This window comes from Pseudomonas sp. zfem005 (assembly GCF_032621735.1).
GTDB lineage: Bacteria > Pseudomonadota > Gammaproteobacteria > Pseudomonadales > Pseudomonadaceae > Metapseudomonas > Metapseudomonas solani.
The window spans coordinates 90,681-108,334 of record NZ_JAVYJE010000014.1 but is presented as its reverse complement, the minus strand read 5'-3'; the positions used below and the strand labels follow the sequence as shown (position 1 = coordinate 108,334).

Sequence of the window (17,654 nt, the reverse complement as noted above, 5' to 3'; positions counted from 1 at the left end):
GATGAGGATCAACCGATGATTTCGATACCGCCCATGTAGGGCTTGAGTACGTCCGGCACGCGGATGGAACCGTCCGCCTGCTGGTAGTTCTCCAGCACGGCCACCAGGGTACGACCGACTGCCAGGCCGGAGCCGTTGAGGGTGTGCACCAGTTCGGGCTTGCCGGTTTCCGGATTGCGGTAACGGGCCTGCATGCGGCGAGCCTGGAAATCACCACAGTTGGAGCAGGAGGAAATCTCGCGGTACTTGTCCTGGCTCGGCACCCAGACTTCCAGGTCATAGGTCTTGGTGGCGCCAAAGCCCATGTCACCGGTGCACAGGGCCAGAACGCGGTACGGCAGCTCGAGCAGCTGCAGGACCTTCTCGGCGTTGCCGGTCAGGCTTTCCAGCGCTTCGAAGGACTTGGACGGCTCGACGATCTGCACCATCTCGACCTTGTCGAACTGGTGCTGGCGGATCATCCCGCGGGTATCACGACCGGAGGCGCCGGCTTCGCTGCGGAAGCAAGGCGTGTGGGCGACGAACTTCAGCGGCAGCTGCTTGGCGTCGAGGATCGCGCCAGCCACGATATTGGTCAGGGACACTTCAGCGGTGGGGATCAGGTACAGATCGGCCTCATCTTCGCGGCCGATCTTGAACAGGTCTTCCTCGAACTTCGGCAGCTGGCCGGTGCCTTGCAGTGCGGGGGCCTGAACCAGATAAGGCGTATAAGCCTCTTCGTAACCGTGCTCGGCGGTGTGCAGGTTGATCATGAATTGCGCCAGGGCGCGATGCAGGCGGGCGATGGGGCCACGCAGCAGCGCGAAACGGGCGCCGGAGAGCTTGGCGGCGGTCTCGAAGTCCAGCCAGCCATGGGTTTCGCCCAGGCTGACGTGGTCCTTGACCTCGAAATCGAAGCTGCGCGGAGTGCCCCAACGGCGAACTTCGACGTTGCCCTCCTCGTCCTCGCCCACCGGCACGGATTCGTGAGGCAGGTTGGGGATGTTCAGCAGCAGGTTGTCCAGCTCGACCTGGATGCTCTCCAGCTCGCGCTTGCCTTCTTCCAGCTCATTGCCCATGCGGTCGACATCCGCCAGTAGCGGTGCAATGTCTTCGCCACGCTGCTTGGCCTGGCCGATGGCCTTGGAGCGGCTGTTGCGCTCGGCTTGCAGCTGCTCGGTGCGGGTCTGCACGGACTTGCGCTGGTTTTCCAGGGATTCGAGGCGCGCCACGTCCAGTTGGAAGCCGCGGCTGGCGAGGCGATCAGCTACTTCCTGGGTCTGGGTGCGTACCAGTTTGGAGTCGAGCATGTGAGGTTCCCGTCTATCAGAATTTGGTCAGAGTCAGGCCTGCCCAGGTGGCGAACAGGCCTCCCAGCACGCTTACCGCCGCATAGCCAAGGGCCAGGGGCAGCTGGCCGCTTTCCAGCAGGCGCAGCGTGTCGAGGGAAAACGAAGAAAACGTCGTCAGGCCGCCGAGAAAGCCGACCATCAGCCCGGCACGGATCTCGACGGGCACTTCGGGCCGTTGCAGGAACAGGCCGTAGAGAAAACCGATGAGCAGGCAACCGACGATATTGACGGCAAGAGTACCGAGGTAGAAGTGGCGAGGCCAGTGGGCGTTGACCCAATTGCCAGCGGCGAAGCGCAGCAGGGTGCCGGCGATGCCCCCCACCGCCACGGAAAGGACCAGGGGGATCATGGGCGCCTCTTCCTCGGGCTGCGGGTGTCGAGCCCGGCCAGGTGCTCCAGCTTGTCGCGGATCTTCAGCTCCAGGCCACGCGGCACGGGCTGGTAGTACTGGCGCGGCTCGAGGTTTTCGGGGAAGTAGTCTTCACCCGCCGCATAGGCATCCGGCTCGTCATGGGCGTAGCGGTACTCATCGCCGTAGCCGAGCTGCTTCATCAACTTGGTCGGGGCGTTGCGCAGGTGCAGCGGAACCTCATGGGAGCCGTTTTCAGCGACATCGCGCATGGCGGTCTTGAAGGCGGTATAGACGGCATTGCTCTTCGGCGCGCAGGCCAGGTAGACGATGGCCTGGGCCACCGCCAACTCGCCCTCCGGACTGCCGAGGCGCTCCTGCACATCCCAGGCGGCCAGGCACAGGCTCAGAGCGCGCGGATCGGCGTTGCCGATGTCCTCGCTGGCCATGCGCACCACGCGCCGGGCGATGTAGAGCGGGTCGCAGCCACCGTCGATCATCCGCGCATACCAGTAAAGCGCGCCATCGGGGCTGGAGCCGCGCACGGACTTGTGCAAGGCGGAAATCTGGTCGTAGAAGGCCTCGCCACCCTTGTCGAACCGACGGCGACTGTCACCCAGGAGGTTCTGCAGCAGCTCGGGCTCGATGTCGCTGTCGTCCTCGGCGAGGTCGGCCGCATTCTCCAGCAGGTTGAGCAGGCGCCGGCCATCGCCATCGGCAGCCGCGAGCAGAATGGCGAAGCTCTCGCCCGGCAGACGCAGCTTGCGCTTGCCGAGACCCTTTTCCTCGTTCAACGCACGGTCCACAAGCCGTCGCAATGCGGCCTCGTCCAGGCTCTTGAGCACATAGACACGGGCCCGGGACAGCAGCGCGTTGTTCAGTTCGAACGAGGGGTTTTCGGTGGTCGCGCCGATGAAGATCAGCGTGCCGTCCTCGACGTAAGGGAGGAAGGCGTCCTGCTGGGACTTGTTGAAACGGTGCACTTCGTCGACGAATAGGATGGTGCGACGACCGTACTGGGCCGCCTGCTGCTTGGCCATCTCCACCGACTGGCGGATTTCCTTGACGCCGGAGAGCACCGCCGAAATCGTCTCGAAATGGGCGTCACTGACCTGGGCCAGAAGCTTGGCCAGAGTGGTCTTGCCCACGCCCGGCGGCCCCCAGAAGATCATCGAGTGCAGCGCACCCTGCTCCAGTGCCTCACGCAGGGGCTTGCCCGGCGCCAACAGGTGCTCCTGGCCAACGTACTCATCCAGGCTGCTGGCGCGCAGGCGTGCGGCCAGGGGCTGGGCGATGGGCTCGGAACGGAACAGGTCCATGGCTGCGCGAAAAGCCTCTTATTCCTGAATGACGTCGGCGCCTTCCGGAACCTTGAAGTCGAACTGGGCGGCATCGATCGCCTGGTTCATCTTCACGCCGAGGAAGAGGATGTTGGTGCGCTGGCCGACGCTGTCGATCAGCTGCATGTCGTTAATCACACCGTTGCGGAAGGACAGGCGCAGGGTGTCGAACAGGGTGTCCTTGGCCTTGGGCGTGAGGATGAAGTCGACCACGTCGCCACCTTCCTTGTGGGTGATCTCGAAGTTCTCGCTGATCTTCGACACATCGCCCGACAACAGCAGCGCAGGCGTATGGGTCAGGCGCTGATCGAGGGTCTGGATGGTGACCTGCTGCAGGTCCGGGTCATACAGCCAGACCTTCTGGCCGTTGGATACCAGCAGCTGCTCCATCGGCTCGTCGGTGTGCCAGCGGAACAGCCCGGGGCGCTTGAGCACCAGCTCACCGGAGGTTTCCTGCAGTTGGGTGCCGGAGCCGTCCAGGGTCAGCTGGGAGAAGCGGCCGGTAATGGTCTGTGCCTTGTTGAGCATTTCAGTCAGGCGGGCGATGGCTACCTGGTCATCGGCCTGGGCCTGCAGGGCGCCAAGACTCAGCGCGGCAACGAGCAGCATGCGGATCAGTCGCATGGGGGTCCTCATCAGAATTCGTTCGGGGTTAGTCGCGAATCGGGCCCGGCGCGATTACGTCACGCGAGCCGTTGGTGTTCATGGGCGTGACGACGCCAGCCATTTCCATCGCTTCGATCATCCGTGCAGCACGGTTGTAGCCGATCTTCAGCTTGCGCTGCACAGCGGAAATCGAGGCCCTGCGGCTCTCGGTCACAAAGCGCACGGCCTCGTCGTAGAGCGGGTCTTCCTCGCTGCCCTCGCCGCCTTCGCCACCATCGAAACCACCGCTGGAGCCACCGCCTTCTTCGGCGCCGGCAAGGATGTCTTCGATGTAGTCGGGGGCGCCACGCAGCTTCCAGGCTTCCACGACGCGGTGCACTTCATCGTCGGAAACGAAGGCGCCATGGACGCGGATGGGCAGGCCGGTACCCGGCGGTAGGTAGAGCATGTCACCGTGGCCGAGCAGCTGTTCGGCACCGCCCTGGTCGAGAATGGTGCGCGAGTCGATCTTGCTGGAAACCTGGAACGCCATGCGGGTGGGGATGTTGGCCTTAATCAGGCCGGTGATCACGTCCACCGAGGGGCGCTGGGTGGCGAGGATCAGGTGGATGCCCGCCGCACGCGCCTTCTGCGCGATACGGGCGATGAGCTCTTCCACCTTCTTGCCGACGATCATCATCATGTCGGCGAATTCGTCGACGATGACCACGATGGTGGGCAGCGTCTTCAGCAGAGGCGCTTCGTCCTCCATGCTCTCGCGACGGTAGAGCGGATCGGTGAGCGGGGTGCCCGCCTCTTCCGCATCCTTGACCTTGCGGTTGAAGCCGGCCAGGTTACGCACGCCCATGGCGGCCATCAGCTTGTAGCGCCGCTCCATCTCGGCCACGCTCCAGCGCAGCGCGTTGGCGGCTTCCTTCATGTCGGTCACGACCGGGCACAGCAGGTGCGGAATGCCTTCGTAGATCGACAGTTCGAGCATCTTCGGGTCGATCATGATCAGCCGCGCCTGCTCGGGCGTGGACTTGAACAGGATCGACAGGATCATGGCGTTCACACCTACGGACTTACCGGAACCGGTGGTACCGGCAACCAGCAGGTGGGGCATCCTGGCCAGGTCGGTGATTACCGGGCGGCCGCCGATATCATGGCCCAGCGCCATGGTCACGGGGGACTTGGCATCGTCGTATTCGGTCGAGGACAGCACTTCGGAGAAGCGCACGATCTGTCGATCCTCGTTGGGGATTTCGATGCCCACGGTGGTCTTGCCGGGAATTACTTCCACGACGCGCACGCTGATCACCGCCAGGGAACGTGCGAGGTCCTTGGCCAGGTTGGAAATACGGCTGACCTTGACGCCCGCAGCGGGCTGGATCTCGAAACGGGTGATCACCGGACCCGGATGCACGGACTCGACTATGACCTCGACCCCGAACTCCTTGAGCTTGATTTCCAGCAGGCGCGACATCGCCTCCAGGGACTCCGGGGAGTAGCTCTTCTGCTTCTTTTCCGCCGCATCGAGGATGGAGATGGGTGGCAGGGTGCCTTCCACAGCGCTGTCGACGAACAGCGGGGCCTGTTTCTCCTTCTGCACCCGTTTGCTCGGCTCGGCCGCCTTGGCCGGCGCAGGCGGAGTGATGACGGGGGCCGGGCGCTTGTCGCGTTCGGTCATGTGCTTGGCCAGGGCCTCTTCGCGCTCTATCAGGCGCTCCTTGACCTTGGCTTGCTCGCGGCTGTCGCGAACCACAGGTGCGGCGACTTCGCTGACGCGGTCATCGACCTCGCGCAGCTTGGCAACCAGCAGCTTGCGCTCGGAGCGCGCGCTCCACCAACGGTTGATCAGGCTCTGGATCAGTTCGATGAGATCAAGGGTGATCTTGCCGGTCAGGTCCATCACCTTGAACCAGGACAGGTCGGTGAACACCGTCAGGCCGAAGAGGAACAGCGCGAAGAACATCAGCGTGCTGCCCTGGACGTTCAGGGCGTTGACCGCCAGGTGGCTGAGGCTCTCGCCCAGCGCACCGCCAGCAGAAGCGGGCATGCCGACGCTGTCCTGGAAATGGATATCGGCCAACGCAGCGCCGGAAAGCACCAGGAACACCAGGCCGATCAGGCGCCAGGAGAACAGCCATCCACTCCAGTCGATAGCCTGATGGCGATGACGGAACACCTGCAGCGTCTTGATCGCCAGCAGCAACGGGAAGATATAGGCGAAGTAGCCCAGGGCCATGAACAGGATGTCGGCGAACCAGGCGCCGAGGCGGCCCGCCGCGTTCTGCACCTGCTCGACGTTGCTGGTGTGGGTCCAGCCCGGGTCGGAGGAATCGTAGGTGAGCAGCGCCATCCACAGGTAAAGGCACAACGCGCCCAGCGCGATCAGCGCACCTTCCTTGAGGCGGTAATGCAATTGCTGGCGCCAGACGGGCGTCTGGGCGGTACTCGTGGAATTCTTCAAACGCCTTTTTTCCTGCGCCCCGAGGCGCGCTCAAGAATCGGTTACTGGCGGAAATGCCGCCTATTGTACGGGCTTAACCACCCGGCGCGACAGCGCGCCCATTGAGCCTGGAGCGTTTTGCCGCTGATTCGTGCTTCGGTGTAGCATAGCCGCCAACATCTTGCGCAGCGCTCAATTTGAGCATGCATTCTCTTTTGTGACAAAGACTTATGAGGCCTTTTTATGAGCGACGTCAAGCATTCACGCCTGATCATCCTGGGCTCCGGCCCGGCCGGTTACACCGCCGCCGTGTATGCCGCCCGCGCTAACCTCAAACCCGTCGTCATCACCGGCATCCAGCCCGGCGGCCAGCTGACCATCACCACCGAAGTCGACAACTGGCCCGGTGACGTCGAAGGCCTCACCGGCCCGGCCCTGATGGAGCGCATGCAGAAGCACGCCGAGCGTTTCGACACCGAGATCGTCTACGACCACATCCACACCGCCGAGTTGCAGCAACGCCCGTTCATCCTCAAGGGCGACAGCGGCACCTATAGCTGCGACGCCCTGATCATCGCCACCGGCGCCTCCGCTCAGTACCTGGGCCTACCGTCCGAAGAAGCCTTTGCCGGCAAGGGCGTTTCGGCCTGCGCCACCTGCGACGGCTTCTTCTACCGCAACCAGGTGGTCTGCGTGATCGGCGGGGGCAATACCGCAGTCGAAGAAGCGCTGTACCTCTCCAACATCGCCAAGGAAGTCCACCTGATCCACCGCCGCGACAAGCTGCGCTCGGAGAAGATCCTTCAGGACAAACTGTTCGAGAAAGCCAAGAACGGCAACGTTCGCCTGCACTGGAACCACACCTTGGAAGAAGTACTGGGTGATGCCACCGGCGTCACCGGCGTGCGCCTGAAGGACACCACCAGCGGCGAAACCCGTGAAATGCCCCTGGCTGGCGTATTCATCGCCATCGGCCACAAGCCCAACACCGAGCTCTTCCAGGGCCAGTTGGAAATGCGCGACGGCTACCTGGTAGTACGCGGCGGCTCCGAAGGCAACGCAACCGCCAGCAGCATCGAAGGTGTGTTTGCCGCCGGCGACGTAGCCGACCACGTCTACCGCCAGGCCATCACCTCCGCTGGCGCCGGCTGCATGGCCGCACTGGACGCCGAAAAATTCCTCGACGACAACTAAGGCCCTGAGGCGGCGCCCATCCGCGCCGCCCTCCCCTCCTCCATGCTGACCTGGCTGAGCCGCGACAACCTCATCTTCCCGCCCCTGGAGCGCGCCCTTCGCGAGCCGAACGGCCTACTGGCCGCGGGTGGCGACCTCTCCCCGGAGCGCCTGGTCCAGGCATACCGCCACGGCTGCTTCCCCTGGTTCCAGGATGGCCAGCCGATACTCTGGTGGTCACCAGACCCACGCACCGTCCTGCCACCCCAGGAAATCCATACCTCCCGCAGCCTGGCCAAGCTGATGCGCCAGCAGCGCTTCCGCATCACCTTCGACCAGGATTTCCCCGCCGTCATCCAGGCGTGCGCAGGGCCACGCAGCTACGCGGACGGCACCTGGATTACCACGCCGATGCAGGCCGCCTATCTGGAACTGCACCGCCGCGGCGTCGCGCATTCGGTCGAGGTCTGGCTGGAAGACGAGCTGGTAGGCGGCCTGTACGGGCTCGCCATGGGCAAGCTGTTCTTCGGTGAGTCGATGTTCAGCCGCACCGACAACGCCTCCAAGGTCGGCTTCGTCACCCTGACCCAGCACCTGTCCCGCTGGGGCTTCGTGCTCATCGATTGCCAGATGCCGACCCAGCACCTGCACAGCTTCGGCGCCCGCTCTATCAGTCGCGAGAAGTTTTCGCGCTACCTGCAGCTCTACCTCGACCAACCCAACAGCGCCGACTGGGTCGTCGCCTAGGCGAGTCGCCAACCCTGGCTTACACTTGCAGAAGGCTTTTTCGAGATTCGACCATGACCGAGCTGGCTCGCCTGAAGTTCTATGCCACTCAACCGCATCCTTGCAGCTACCTGCCCGAAGAACAGGCCACGACACTGTTCCTCGACCCCAGTCAGCCGATGGATGTGGAGGTCTACGCCGAACTCTCGGAAATGGGTTTTCGCCGCAGCGGCGACCACCTCTACCGCCCCCACTGCCAACGCTGCACCGCCTGCGTCCCCGCACGCATCCCCGCAGAAGCCTTCGCCCCCAGCCGCCAGCAGCGACGTATCCTCAAGCGCAACACCGATATCGAAGTCCGCGCCGTACGCCCGACCTTCAACGAGGAGTACTACGCCCTCTACGCCCGCTATATCGAAGAGCGCCACGCAGATGGCGACATGTACCCACCGAGCCGCGACCAGTTCTCCACCTTCCTGGTTCGCGACCTGCCCTTCTCGCGCTTTTACGAGTTCCGCCTGGACGGCCGCCTGGTTGCCATAGCGGTCACCGATGTCCTGCCCAACGGCCTCTCCGCCGTTTACACCTTCTACGACCCGTCGGAGGAGCGCCGCAGCCTCGGCCGCTTCGCCATTCTCTGGCAGATCGGAGAAACACTGCGCCTGGGCCTCCAGGCGGTCTATCTGGGCTACTGGATCAAAAATTGCCGGAAGATGAACTACAAGACCCAGTACCGTCCCATCGAGCTCTTCGTCAACCAGCGCTGGGTCACCCTCACCTGAAACCCTTGGCTTACGGTGCAATTTTCGGGCACAATGCACGCCGTTTTTGCCAGGCGCCGTTTGCACCCGGCCAATCATTGATACCGAGGGCTTTACTGCATGTCGAAAGAAGACAGCTTCGAAATGGAAGGCACTGTCATCGATACCCTGCCTAACACCATGTTCCGCGTGGAGTTGGAAAACGGGCACGTCGTCACCGCGCATATTTCTGGGAAAATGCGCAAGAACTACATCCGCATCCTCACCGGTGACAAGGTTCGCGTTGAACTGACTCCCTACGATCTGAGCAAAGGCCGCATCACCTACCGCGCCCGCTGACAGATCCACAACAAAAAGCCCGGCACTAGCCGGGCTTTTTGCGTTACTCCATCGTCAGGCCATTTCGGCAGTGGTCTCGAAATCGAACTCGAGCTCACCATCCTTGACGTCGATGTGCACGACACCGCCGTGCTCAGCCAGCTCGCCAAAGAGGATCTGCTCCGCCAGCGGACGCTTGATCTTGTCCTGAATCAAGCGCGCCATCGGGCGAGCACCCATCTGCACGTCATAACCCCGCTCGCCAAGCCAGCCGCGCGCCTCGTCGCTGACCACCAGTTGAACGCGCTTGTCCTCCAGCTGCGCCTGCAACTCGGTGAGGAACTTGTCGACCACGTTCTTGATGGTTTCGTGACTGAGGCGACCGAACTGGATGATGGTATCCAGGCGGTTGCGGAACTCCGGCGTAAAGCTCTTGCGAATGACCTCCATGGCATCGGACGAATGGTCCTGATGCGTAAAGCCGATGGAGGCACGCGCAGCGGTCTCGGCACCGGCGTTGGTGGTCATGATCACGATGACGTTGCGGAAGTCCGCCTTGCGCCCGTTGTTGTCGGTCAGCGTGCCGTGGTCCATCACCTGCAGCAGCAGGTTGAAGACCTCGGGGTGCGCCTTTTCGATCTCGTCGAGCAGCAACACGCAATGCGGCATCTTGGTGATGGCTTCGGTGAGCAAGCCACCCTGGTCGAAACCTACGTACCCGGGAGGCGCACCGATCAAGCGTGACACAGTGTGCCGCTCCATGTACTCGGACATGTCGAAGCGCACCAGCTCGATACCCATCGCCTTCGCCAGTTGGCGAGCGACTTCGGTCTTGCCGACGCCCGTGGGGCCCGCGAAGAGGAAGGAGCCCACCGGCTTGTCCGGCGACTTGAGGCCCGCCCGGGACAGCTTGATGGCCGTCGACAGCGAGTCGATGGCGGCATCCTGGCCGAATACGGTCAGCTTCAGGTCACGCTCGAGGTTACGCAGCAATTCCTTGTCGGAACTATTGACGTGCTTTGGAGGAATCCGCGCGATTTTCGCGACGATATCCTCGACCTGCGCAACATCGATACGAGGAGCACGCTTGTCTTCCGGCTGCAGGCGCTGATAGGCCCCCGCCTCGTCGATAACGTCGATGGCTTTGTCCGGCATGTGCCGATCGTTGATATAGCGCGCAGCGAGCTCAGCAGCAGCCCGCAGAGCCTCGTCGCTGTACTCGATGTGGTGGTGCTGCTCGAAGCGGCCCTTGAGCCCCCTGAGGATGCCCACGGTGTCTTCAACCGACGGCTCGCTTACATCGACCTTCTGGAAGCGACGCGCCAGGGCGCGATCCTTCTCGAAGATGCCGCGGAATTCCTGGAAGGTGGTCGAGCCGATGCAACGGATCTCCCCGGAGGACAGCAGCGGCTTGAGCAGATTGGACGCATCCATTACCCCGCCCGATGCCGCACCCGCACCAATGATGGTGTGGATCTCATCGATGAAGAGGATCGCATGGGGGCGTTTGCGCAGCTCGTTGAGCAGCGCCTTGAAGCGCTTCTCGAAGTCACCACGGTATTTGGTACCCGCCAGCAGGGCACCCAAGTCGAGGGAGTAGACGACGCTATCAGCCAGCAACTCAGGAACCTGGTTGTCGACGATGCGCTTGGCCAGGCCTTCGGCAATCGCCGTCTTGCCGACGCCCGCCTCACCCACCAGCAGCGGGTTGTTCTTGCGGCGTCGCGCCAGGATCTGCGCGACCCGCTCCACCTCGGTCTCGCGACCGACGAGCGGGTCGATACGCCCCTGGCGCGCCAGTTCATTCAGATTGCTTGCATAGGCATCCAGCGGATGCCCAGCGGAAGAAGACTCCCCACCTTCGTCATCCTGCATTTCCTGCTCGCTATCATGCTGCTCGCCATGGCCAGGCACCTTGGAGATGCCGTGGGCGATGTAGTTGACGACATCGATACGGGCGACGCTCTGCTGCTTGAGCAGGAACACCGCCTGGCTTTCCTGCTCGCTGAAGATGGCCACCAACACGTTGGCGCCTGTGACTTCACGCTTGCCGGAGCTCTGCACGTGGAACACGGCGCGCTGCAATACGCGCTGGAACCCGAGCGTAGGCTGGGTTTCGCGGTCCTCGTCATGCTGAGGGATCAGCGGCGTGGTGGAGTCGATGAATTCCTGTAGATCATGCCGCAGCTTGTCCAGGTTCGCCCCGCAGGCCTTCAGCACTGCGGAGGCTGCCTCATTGTCCAGAAGGGCCAGCAACAAATGCTCGACCGTCATGAATTCATGACGCTTGGCACGGGCCTCCTTGAAGGCAAGATTGAGGGTGACTTCGAGCTCACGGTTCAACATAGCTTCACCTCATACCCAAGCGGTCGGCGTTAACCGTCCTTCTCGATCTCACAGAGTAGCGGATGCTGACTCTCTCTCGCGTATTGATTCACCTGCATCGCCTTGGTTTCAGCAATATCGCGTGTAAACACTCCACAGACCGCCCGCCCTTCGGTATGGACGGTCAGCATGACCTTGGTCGCTGCCTCGCGGTTGTGACTGAAGAACACCTCTAGGACTTCCACCACGAAATCCATCGGTGTGTAGTCATCGTTAAACATGACCACCTTATACATGGGTGGCGCCTGCAGGATCGGCTTCGCTTCCTGGACCAACAGACCGGAGTCGTCGTCCCCATGATGCTCAGGGCGATCCTGATTGAATGTTAGTCGAATCTGGCTGCTTGCATGCATGCTGGAATAAAGCTTCTTGGTAGACGAAATGGGACGTCCCATGGACTTTGACCCGCTTCTCAGCTGGCCGCTGCATTGCCTTGACTAAAGGCAAAACGGTGTTACAAACAATGGATACCCACCTACGGGTATCAGGGGTTCCGCACCCTCGTCCATATGGTCGAAGCGGGCGCGGGGTCGAAGTGGATGATACTCCAGTGATGGAGTCCTTTGCAGAGGGATATCAGCATGGTTAGCGGTAAGGTCAAGTGGTTCAACAACGCCAAGGGCTATGGATTTATCCTCGCTGATGGCCGAGATGAGGACCTGTTCGCCCATTATTCGGCCATTCAGATGGATGGCTATAAAACCTTGAAAGCTGGCCAACCGGTAAGCTTCGATATCATCCAGGGCCCCAAAGGCCTGCACGCCGTGAACATCAGTACGGTCACGGCGAATTCCGAAGCACCTGCCGCCACTGCCAGCCTCCCCCAGGGCAGCACGGTCGAGGCTTGAGCCCAATTCCTTAGGGCATAAAAAAGGCCGGTCATGATGACCGGCCTTTTTGTCACGCCATCAATCTCACATGTGATCGATGGTGGCGTCGCCGAAGCCAGAGCAGGAAAGCAGCGTGGCACCGTCCATCAGACGCTCGAAGTCGTAAGTAACGGTCTTCGCAGCGATGGCACCGTTGGTGCCCTTGATGATCAGGTCAGCCGCTTCGACCCAACCCATGTGGCGCAGCATCATCTCGGCAGAGAGGATGACCGAACCCGGGTTGACCTTGTCCTGGCCAGCGTACTTCGGCGCGGTGCCGTGAGTCGCTTCGAACATGGCGATGGTGTCGGACAGGTTGGCACCCGGAGCGATACCGATACCACCCACTTCGGCCGCCAGGGCGTCGGACAGGTAGTCACCGTTCAGGTTCAGGGTAGCGATGACGTCGTACTCGGCCGGACGCAGCAGGATCTGCTGCAGCATGGCGTCGGCGATGGCGTCTTTCACCACGATGTTCTTGCCGGTGTTCGGGTTCTTGAACTGCATCCACGGGCCGCCGTCCAGCAGCTCGGCACCGAACTCATCACGTGCGACTTCGTAGCCCCACTCTTTGAAGGCACCTTCGGTGAACTTCATGATGTTGCCTTTGTGGACGATGGTCACGGAGCTGCGATCGTTGTCCACAGCGTACTGCAGGGCCTTGCGCACGAGGCGCTTGGTGCCTTCCAGGGAAACCGGCTTGATGCCGATGCCGCAGTTTTCGGTGAAGCGGATTTTCTTGACGCCCATTTCCTCAGTGAGGAACTTGATGACCTTCTCGGCCTCGGGGGAGCCAGCTTTCCACTCGACGCCGGCGTAGATGTCTTCCGAGTTCTCACGGAAGATGATCATGTCCACGTCACCCGGCTTCTTGACCGGGCTGGGCACGCCTTCGAACCAGCGAACGGGACGCTGGCAGACATACAGGTCCAGCTCCTGGCGCAGGGCCACGTTCAGGGAGCGGATGCCACCACCGACCGGAGTGGTCAGCGGGCCTTTGATGGAAACGACGTAGTCACGTACCGCTTCCAGGGTTTCTTTCGGCAGCCAGGTGTCTTGGTCATAGACCTGGGTGGCCTTCTCGCCAGCGTAGACTTCCATCCAGGAGATCTTGCGAGTGCCGTTGTAGGCCTTGGCAACGGCGGCATCAACCACCTTGATCATGACTGGGCTGATGTCGACGCCAATGCCATCACCTTCGATGAAGGGGATGATCGGGTTGTTCGGGACGTTCAGGGACATATCGGCATTGACGGTGATTTTGTCACCGGTAGCAGGCACCTGGATCTTTTGGTATCCCATGCTGGACTCCGTAGTTCTCGTGGTCTGACAACCATCACGCGGTCGGCGCGACGGATGGATCTTGGGTCTCGGAAAGGCGGCACATTCTTGTAGTTTTTCTACAGAAAGTCACGCACTTTTCCATGTTTCGACAGATCGGGTTGGCAGTTAAACCCGCATGAAACCTGTGCTTTAGCCCTACATGTAGTCAAACTACAACTTCGCTACACGTAGCCATCCGAGCAAGCGCTATTCATCCTAGCAGCTTGCTTCCGGATTGCTCCTCTCTCGCCGGGCCATCAACCGATGGCTACTATCAGCCCCCACCTAAGGAGGACTCCATGCGTTTCACCCCCCATGTCACAGTCGCCACCCTGATCGAAGACCAGGGCCGTTTCCTGATGGTCGAGGAGATGTCGGATGGCCGGGCGGTATTAAACCAGCCTGCCGGCCACTTGGAAGCCGACGAAAGTCTCATCCAGGCCGCCCTGCGCGAAACCCTCGAGGAAACCGGCTGGGAAGTCGAACTGACCGCCGTCACCGGCATCTACCTCTATACAGCGCCGAGCAACGGCGTCACCTACCAGCGCGTGTGCTTCGCCGCCCGCCCCTTGCGCCACCTACCCGAACGCGAGCTGGACGATGGCATCATCGGCCCGCGCTGGCTGACCCGTGACGAGCTCCTGGCCCACCGCGAGCAATGGCGCAGCCCACTGATCATGCGCTGCATCGATGACTACCTGGCCGGCGAGCGCTTCCCCCTCAGCCTGATCCGCGACCCGGCGTGATCGCCCGAGGCAAGCGCACCTGATAGAATCCCGTTCTTTTTTGCAGCAGCCCCCAGAGCCTTATGTCCGATACAGCCAAAACCCGCGTGATCGTCGGCATGTCCGGCGGCGTGGACTCTTCCGTTTCCGCCCTCCTGCTGATGGAACAGGGTTACCAGGTGGAAGGCCTGTTCATGAAGAACTGGGACGAGGACGACGGCACCGAATACTGCACCGCCAAGGAAGACCTGGCGGACGCCCAGGCCGTGTGCGACCGCATCGGCATCAAGCTGCACACCGCCAACTTCGCCGCCGAGTACTGGGACAACGTCTTCGAGCACTTCCTTGCCGAATACAAGGCCGGCCGCACGCCGAACCCGGACATCCTCTGCAACCGCGAGATCAAGTTCAAAGCCTTCCTCGACTACGCCCTGATGCTCGGCGCCGACCTGATCGCCACCGGTCACTACGTGCGCCGCCGCGACATCGACGGCCGCACCGAACTGCTCAAGGGCCTGGACCCGAACAAGGACCAGAGCTACTTCCTCCACGCTGTCGGCGGCAAGGAAATCGCCCGCACCCTGTTCCCCGTGGGCGAACTGGAAAAGCCGGAAGTCCGCGCCATCGCCGAGAAACATGGCCTGGCCACTGCCAAGAAAAAGGACTCCACCGGCATCTGCTTCATCGGCGAGCGCCGCTTCAGCGACTTCCTCAAGCAATACCTGCCCGCCCAACCCGGCAACATCGAGACCACCGATGGCGACGTCATCGGCCGCCACCACGGCCTGATGTACCACACCATTGGCCAGCGCCAGGGCCTGGGCATCGGCGGCATGAAGGACGCCAGCGACGAGCCCTGGTACGTACTGGCCAAGGACCTGGAGCGCAACGTCCTGGTGGTCGGCCAAGGCAACGAACACCCCTGGCTGTTCTCCCGCGCTCTGCTCGCCTCCGAGATCTTCTGGGTCAACCCCATCGACCTCGAGCAGCCCCGCGCACTGACCGCCAAGGTCCGCTATCGCCAGGCTGATCAGGCCTGCACCCTGGAAAAGACCGCCACCGGCTATCGCGCCGTGTTCGACGAGCCTCAGCGCGCCGTCACTCCCGGCCAGTCCGTGGTCTTCTACGACGGCGAAATCTGCCTCGGCGGCGGTGTCATCGAAAGCTATGACGCCTGGGACGCCGAGGTGCGCCCATGACCCCATTGCAGGAACAACTGATCGCGCTGGGCGCCGTATTCGAAGCCGCCGTACTGGTGGACAAGATCGCCAAGACCGGCCAGATCAGCGAAGCGCCGCTGGGCTGCATGCTCGGCAGCCTGCTGGTTCGCGACCCGAAGAGCACCCTCGACGTGTACGGCGGTGACGACATCAACCTGCGCGACGGCTACAAGGCCCTGATCAGCGCCCTGGAACGCGAACCCAGCAGCCTGCAGCGCGAGCCCCTGCGCTACGCCCTGTCGCTGCTGACCCTGGAGCGCCAGCTGAACAAGCGCGAAGACATGCTGCAGCTGATCGGCAGCCGCCTGGACCAGATCCAGCAGCAGACCCAGCACTTCGGCCTCGTCCACGACAACGTCATCGCCTCCTGCGGCAGCCTCTACCAGGACACCCTCAGCACCTTCCGACAGCGCATCCAGGTGCATGGCGACATGCGCAACCTGCAGCAACCGAGCAACGCCGCCAAGATCCGCGCCCTGCTGCTCACCGGCATCCGCTCCGCACGCCTCTGGCGCCAGCTCGGCGGCCACCGCTGGCAGCTGCTGTTCAGCCGCCGCAAGCTGCTCGGCGAGCTCTACCCCATGCTGCGCGGCTGAGCCACGGGCAGGCGCCGAACGGCGCATGCCCGGACGCGGTTTCGGGGCCGGTTTTCATGTATGATGTGCGCCCTTTTCGTTGACCGATTGTCCGAGAACGCCCCATGCAGCTCTCCTCGCTCACCGCGGTTTCCCCCGTCGATGGCCGCTACGCCGGCAAAACCAGCGCACTGCGCCCGATCTTCAGTGAATATGGCCTGATCCGCTTCCGCGTACAGGTCGAAGTCCGCTGGCTGCAGCGCCTTGCTGCCCACGCTGGCGTTCCGGAAGTCGCGCCCTTCTCCGCCGAAGCCAACGCCCTGCTCAACGAGCTGGCCGAAAACTTCCAGCTGGAGCACGCCGAGCGCATCAAGGAAATCGAGCGCACCACCAACCACGACGTGAAAGCCGTGGAGTACCTGCTCAAGGAGCAGGCCGCCAAGCTGCCGGAGCTGGCCAAGGTCAGCGAATTTATCCACTTCGCCTGCACCAGCGAGGACATCAACAACCTGTCCCACGCCCTGATGCTGCGTGAAGGCCGTGATGACGTCCTGCTGCCGCTGATGCGCCAGGTGGCCAACGCCATCCGTGAGCTGGCGATCCGCTTCGCCGACGTGCCGATGCTTTCCCGCACCCACGGCCAGCCCGCCTCCCCCACCACCCTGGGCAAGGAACTGGCCAACGTCGTCTACCGCCTGGAGCGCCAGATCGCCCAGGTAGCCGCCGTCCCGCTGCTGGGCAAGATCAACGGCGCCGTGGGCAACTACAACGCCCACCTCTCCGCCTACCCGGAAGTTGACTGGGAAGCCAACGCCCGCGAATTCATCGAAGGCGACCTGGGCCTGGGCTTCAACCCCTACACCACCCAGATCGAGCCGCACGACTACATCGCCGAGCTGTTCGACGCCATCGCCCGCTTCAACACCATCCTCATCGACTTCGATCGTGACGTCTGGGGCTACATCTCCCTCGGCTACTTCAAGCAGAAGACCGTTGCCGGCGAAATCGGCTCCTCGACCATGCCGCACAAGGTCAACCCGATCGACTTCGAAAACTCCGAAGGCAACCTCGGCATCGCCAACGCCCTGTTCCAGCACCTGGCCAGCAAACTGCCGATCTCCCGCTGGCAGCGCGACCTGACCGACTCCACCGTGCTGCGCAACCTCGGCGTCGGCTTCGCCCACAGCGTCATCGCCTACGAAGCCAGCCTCAAGGGCATCGGCAAGCTGGAGCTGAATGAAGCCCGCATCGCCGCCGACCTGGATGCCTGCTGGGAAGTCCTCGCCGAGCCGATCCAGACCGTGATGCGCCGCTACGCCATCGAGAACCCCTACGAGAAGCTGAAGGAACTGACCCGCGGCAAGGGCATCAGCCCCGAAGCGCTGCAGACTTTCATCGATGGCCTCGACATGCCGGCTGAAGCCAAGGCCGAGCTGCGCAAGCTGACCCCCGCCGCCTACATCGGCAACGCGGTGGCCCAGGCCAAGCGCATCTAACGGCTATCGCCCCCCTTGCACGCCCG

At 62.5% G+C, this 17,654-nt stretch carries 17 protein-coding genes; 9 read left to right on the top strand and 8 right to left on the bottom strand.

The features are described 5' to 3' along the window. Positions 1 to 8 precede the first annotated feature (8 nt). Genes serS through ftsK form a run of 5 tightly spaced genes read right to left on the bottom strand, consistent with a single transcriptional unit; the run spans position 9 to position 6,078 of the window. Positions 9 to 1,289 (bottom strand): serine--tRNA ligase, encoded by a 1,281-nt coding sequence (gene serS / locus RTW82_RS27170; protein WP_316927028.1) that lies wholly within the window; start codon positions 1,287 to 1,289, stop codon positions 9 to 11. Positions 1,290 to 1,305: 16 nt separating this feature from the next. Continuing rightward, positions 1,306 to 1,680 carry a fluoride efflux transporter CrcB gene (gene crcB, locus RTW82_RS27165; protein WP_021219010.1) on the bottom strand — a complete coding sequence of 125 codons (375 nt, stop codon included), beginning with the start codon at positions 1,678 to 1,680 and terminating at the stop codon, positions 1,306 to 1,308. After that, a complete protein-coding gene (locus RTW82_RS27160; protein ID WP_316927027.1) occupies positions 1,677 to 2,999 on the bottom strand; it encodes a replication-associated recombination protein A in 1,323 nt (440 codons plus the stop codon). Before RTW82_RS27160 ends, crcB begins: the two co-directional genes overlap by 4 nt. 18 nt (positions 3,000 to 3,017) lie before the next feature. Continuing rightward, positions 3,018 to 3,644, bottom strand: coding sequence for an outer membrane lipoprotein chaperone LolA (gene lolA, locus RTW82_RS27155; RefSeq protein ID WP_021219012.1), 627 nt, complete (start codon positions 3,642 to 3,644; stop codon positions 3,018 to 3,020). Between the two features lie 28 nt (positions 3,645 to 3,672). Continuing rightward, a complete protein-coding gene (gene ftsK / locus RTW82_RS27150; protein ID WP_184490264.1) occupies positions 3,673 to 6,078 on the bottom strand; it encodes a DNA translocase FtsK in 2,406 nt (801 codons plus the stop codon). A gap of 222 nt (positions 6,079 to 6,300) precedes the next feature. Between ftsK and trxB the strand changes: the two genes are divergently transcribed. The 4 genes from trxB to infA all read left to right on the top strand — a co-directional run bounded on the left by trxB (position 6,301) and on the right by infA (position 9,056). Beyond that, a complete protein-coding gene (gene trxB, locus RTW82_RS27145) occupies positions 6,301 to 7,251 on the top strand; it encodes a thioredoxin-disulfide reductase (protein ID WP_021219014.1) in 951 nt (316 codons plus the stop codon). 42 nt (positions 7,252 to 7,293) lie between these two features. Beyond that, positions 7,294 to 7,977, top strand: coding sequence for a leucyl/phenylalanyl-tRNA--protein transferase (aat, locus tag RTW82_RS27140; protein ID WP_021219015.1), 684 nt, complete (start codon positions 7,294 to 7,296; stop codon positions 7,975 to 7,977). Positions 7,978 to 8,030: 53 nt separating this feature from the next. Further along, positions 8,031 to 8,738, top strand: coding sequence for an arginyltransferase (locus RTW82_RS27135; protein WP_316927026.1), 708 nt, complete (start codon positions 8,031 to 8,033; stop codon positions 8,736 to 8,738). A 99-nt stretch (positions 8,739 to 8,837) separates the two neighbouring features. Next, positions 8,838 to 9,056 carry a translation initiation factor IF-1 gene (infA, locus tag RTW82_RS27130; RefSeq protein ID WP_016492441.1) on the top strand — a complete coding sequence of 73 codons (219 nt, stop codon included), beginning with the start codon at positions 8,838 to 8,840 and terminating at the stop codon, positions 9,054 to 9,056. Positions 9,057 to 9,110: 54 nt separating this feature from the next. Here the strand turns inward: infA and clpA are convergent, their stop codons facing one another. After that, the gene (gene clpA / locus RTW82_RS27125; protein WP_316927025.1) at positions 9,111 to 11,381 is read right to left on the bottom strand and encodes an ATP-dependent Clp protease ATP-binding subunit ClpA; all 2,271 of its coding nucleotides are present in this window, start codon (positions 11,379 to 11,381) and stop codon (positions 9,111 to 9,113) included. 29 nt (positions 11,382 to 11,410) lie between these two features. Then, positions 11,411 to 11,773 (bottom strand): ATP-dependent Clp protease adapter ClpS, encoded by a 363-nt coding sequence (clpS, locus tag RTW82_RS27120; RefSeq protein WP_021219018.1) that lies wholly within the window; start codon positions 11,771 to 11,773, stop codon positions 11,411 to 11,413. A 228-nt stretch (positions 11,774 to 12,001) separates the two neighbouring features. On the opposite strand from clpS, the gene cspD reads away from it, so the two are divergent. After that, on the top strand, positions 12,002 to 12,268 hold the full coding sequence (gene cspD, locus RTW82_RS27115; RefSeq protein WP_111262174.1) for a cold shock domain-containing protein CspD: 267 nt from the start codon (positions 12,002 to 12,004) through the stop codon (positions 12,266 to 12,268). 66 nt (positions 12,269 to 12,334) lie between these two features. Here cspD and icd read toward each other — a convergent pair whose 3' ends face one another. After that, positions 12,335 to 13,591 carry an NADP-dependent isocitrate dehydrogenase gene (gene icd, locus RTW82_RS27110; RefSeq protein WP_316927024.1) on the bottom strand — a complete coding sequence of 419 codons (1,257 nt, stop codon included), beginning with the start codon at positions 13,589 to 13,591 and terminating at the stop codon, positions 12,335 to 12,337. Between the two features lie 320 nt (positions 13,592 to 13,911). Between icd and RTW82_RS27105 the strand changes: the two genes are divergently transcribed. The 4 genes from RTW82_RS27105 (at position 13,912) to purB (ending at position 17,628) form a co-directional block, all read left to right on the top strand. Continuing rightward, on the top strand, positions 13,912 to 14,358 hold the full coding sequence (locus tag RTW82_RS27105) for an NUDIX hydrolase (protein WP_263402993.1): 447 nt from the start codon (positions 13,912 to 13,914) through the stop codon (positions 14,356 to 14,358). A gap of 62 nt (positions 14,359 to 14,420) precedes the next feature. Then, positions 14,421 to 15,536 (top strand): tRNA 2-thiouridine(34) synthase MnmA, encoded by a 1,116-nt coding sequence (gene mnmA / locus RTW82_RS27100; protein WP_263402991.1) that lies wholly within the window; start codon positions 14,421 to 14,423, stop codon positions 15,534 to 15,536. Then, the gene (gene hflD, locus RTW82_RS27095) at positions 15,533 to 16,153 is read left to right on the top strand and encodes a high frequency lysogenization protein HflD (protein ID WP_021219023.1); all 621 of its coding nucleotides are present in this window, start codon (positions 15,533 to 15,535) and stop codon (positions 16,151 to 16,153) included. The genes mnmA and hflD overlap by 4 nt, the downstream gene beginning before the upstream one ends. 104 nt (positions 16,154 to 16,257) lie before the next feature. Beyond that, a complete protein-coding gene (gene purB, locus RTW82_RS27090) occupies positions 16,258 to 17,628 on the top strand; it encodes an adenylosuccinate lyase (RefSeq protein ID WP_184490268.1) in 1,371 nt (456 codons plus the stop codon). Positions 17,629 to 17,654 lie beyond the last annotated feature (26 nt).